Below are 2,795 nucleotides of genomic sequence, written 5' to 3' on the forward strand. Positions count from 1 at the left end.
CGGAACGCAAATCCGTCGCGGGTCATCGGCTGCCCGTTGGCATTGAGGAAAATCTCGGTGACCTCAACTTGAGGCCGGATCGCAAGCCATGCGCGCAATGCGATCTGGGTCTCCTTCCACAGCGGCAGGACCCGTTCACGTCGCCCTTTGCCCATGATGTGCATGGTGGACAGGGAGCGGTCCGGGAAATCGCCCAGTTGCAGCGTTACGAGTTCCGACACCCTCAGTCCGCCAGCATAGGTAAGATGCAGCATCGCGCGATCACGGGTGCCGAGGCGTGTCCGGGGATCGGGTGTATCGAGCAAAGCCTTGATCTCGGCCCGGTCGAGGTAATCGATCAGCGCCTTGTCTGTCTTCTTGGTCGGGATTGCTCTGACACGGAGTGCCTGATCGAGGCAGGCTGGAATCCGGTACTCGATGTATCGGAAGAAGGATCGGATCGCGGCGAGCCTGCCATTGCGGGTCCGCACGCAGCTGCCGCGGCCGATCTCCACATGATCGAGGAAGGCCATGATCATGTCTGTGCCGAGATCCTCAACCTCGAGATCGGTCGGTCGGCGCTTCAGCCGATCGGCAGCGAACTGGACGAGGAGGACGAAGCAGTTGGCATAGGTCTTCACCGTGTGCGGGCTGACGGCGCGTTCGCGCGGCAGATGTTCCCGCAGATATGCTGAGAGATGGGGAGCAAGCGCCGTCATGCCGCTTCTCCTTGAAAAAGTTGCTCGCTTGCAGCCGCAATGTCGCGCAGCAGCACTGGCGTGGCTTCGAGATACCAGTACGTGTTGGCGATCGACGCGTGCCCCAGGTAGACACTGAGACCGGCCATGTGGTGGGCAATGGCCTCCCTGTCACGCGGGCAGGACTCAAGCGAGCGAACAGCGAACGTATGTCGCAGATCGTGGAGTCGCATGCCTGCCGTACCGGTTGCTCCACGATATCCGAGAAGCCGGGCCAACCTGACGAACACGACGTGGGCGCGCACCTTGTGCGGCGCCCGCCCCCGGATAGTGACGAACAGGTCATTACACTTGGCCGGGTGCTTCGCGCGGATCGCAATGTAGGCTTCGAGTGCTTGGCGCGTCGATGGCTGCAAGGCGATCAGTCGCTGCTTGCCGAACTTGCCGTTGCGGACGACCAGCCCATCCTCGACCAGATCGTTGCACTGTAGCGCGAGAGCCTCGGAAATCCGGAGACCTGTCGCCGCGAGCAGGCCGAACAGGTAATGGTACGTGTATGGGCTAATCGTGCCATGGGGCGGAACGTTCAATGCCGCCGCCATGATCGCCCGCACCTGGTCCGCTTCGATTATGGTCGGAGTGGGACGTGGCCGCTTCCCCCGGCCGAAAACGCCGACAGGCGGGACTTCGTTGTCTGGGTCCTCGGCATGAGCGAAAAGGCTGAAGTTACGAGCAGCGTCGTACCTATGGCGAGCCACGTTTTGCGAGCTTGCCGTGTGGCACCAGTCGTAGATGCGCTGCACTCGGGTGTGCCGGTCACCGAAGCGTTCAGCGAAAGCGGCGTATTGGCGCAGCAGTCGTTCCTGTTCCGAGAACTTCCGCCCCAAGCTGCGATACAGCGAGACGTATCTGGCAATCTGCGTGCTCAGCATGACGGTTCTCCCGGCCATGGCTGCGCGATTTTCATGAGCATCGGCAGGTCGACCTTGGCGTAGATGGCGGTGGTCTCGGGCGAGCTGTGGCGCAGGATCGTTCCAACGGACTCCAGCCCTGCGCCCGCGCGCAGCAAGTTGGTGGCAAGCGAATGCCGGAAAATGTGCGATCCGGTCGGCACGCCTTCGATCCCGCCGCGCTCATGCGTGCGTGCAACGATGCCGGCGATCTCCGCCGATGAGCGGAACGAACGGAACGGGGCTTGCGCGCGCACGAACAGATGCGGATCGGCGGTCTTGGGACGCGCCGTGGCAATGTAGTCCAGGAGCGCGTCACCGACGTCCTGAGGCAATGGCAGGCGATCAGGCCGACGCGTCTTGCCCTTGACCGTCAGGTGGCCCGAGCGCCAGTCGATATCGTCGAGGTGCATATCCCGAATATCACCGGCACGCAGGCCAAGCCGGGCGAGCAGGAGAATGATGGCCTTGTCCCGCACTTCCACCGGGCGATCAGTCGGACATGCGCCGATGATCTGCTCGATCGTTGCCGGGTTAACGTGCCGGGGCAGCGTCGAAAGACGGTAGCGTTGCACTGATGGGATCGCGTGCAACAAAGCTGGACGGCAAATACCCTGCACGACCAGGAACCGAATATAGCTCCGTATTATCGTGACGAGCAGTGATGCCGAACCCGGCGTCTCCTTGCTTCGTTGTTGAAACGCCCGTCTGAGGACGGCTGCATCCCATTGTGAAGGCTCGCCGAGCATAGGCGCGAGCCGCCTGATATCGGCCCGGTAGCGCCGGATCGTCTCATCGGTCGCGCCGCGGTGTTGCTTGAGCCATGCCAGATATGCCGCCATGTGCGGGTCGTCATCCGACACCAGTTCGACTGAAGGGATGACACCGCGGTCGCGCAAGAACTCGACGAAGTGCCGAGCGCCTCGCCGCCGCCGCTTCGCGCCCGAGGCAACAAGCTTGCCTCGCTTGCGCCAGACCGGACATCGACAATCATGCGCGCCGTACTGGTCGATGATCGTGTCATCGATATCGGCCCATTGTCGTCGCGCAATGCGAAGCCAGGCCGCGAAATGCTCGGCCTCGGATCGATAGGACTGGGCCGGTCCTTGCGCGAGTTGCAAGCGATCGATCCCATCGAAATAGTCGGCGAGGTGCCGTGGCAGATCGT

Annotated in this window: 3 protein-coding genes; all 3 read right to left on the bottom strand. The window is 62.5% G+C overall.

Going from position 1 to position 2,795, the window contains the following annotated elements:
- A partial coding sequence (locus tag FE851_RS25790) for a tyrosine-type recombinase/integrase (protein WP_145206926.1) occupies positions 1-698 on the bottom strand: 698 nt, incomplete at its 3' end.
- The gene (locus tag FE851_RS25795; protein WP_011540751.1) at positions 695-1,609 is read right to left on the bottom strand and encodes a tyrosine-type recombinase/integrase; all 915 of its coding nucleotides are present in this window, start codon (positions 1,607-1,609) and stop codon (positions 695-697) included. The genes FE851_RS25790 and FE851_RS25795, both read right to left, overlap by 4 nt.
- A partial coding sequence (locus FE851_RS25800; RefSeq protein ID WP_261371195.1) for a tyrosine-type recombinase/integrase occupies positions 1,603-2,795 on the bottom strand: 1,193 nt, incomplete at its 5' end. The genes FE851_RS25800 and FE851_RS25795, both read right to left, overlap by 7 nt.

Origin of the sequence: Sphingobium sp. B2 (assembly GCF_007693735.1) — a bacterium.
Taxonomy (GTDB): domain Bacteria; phylum Pseudomonadota; class Alphaproteobacteria; order Sphingomonadales; family Sphingomonadaceae; genus Sphingobium; species Sphingobium xenophagum.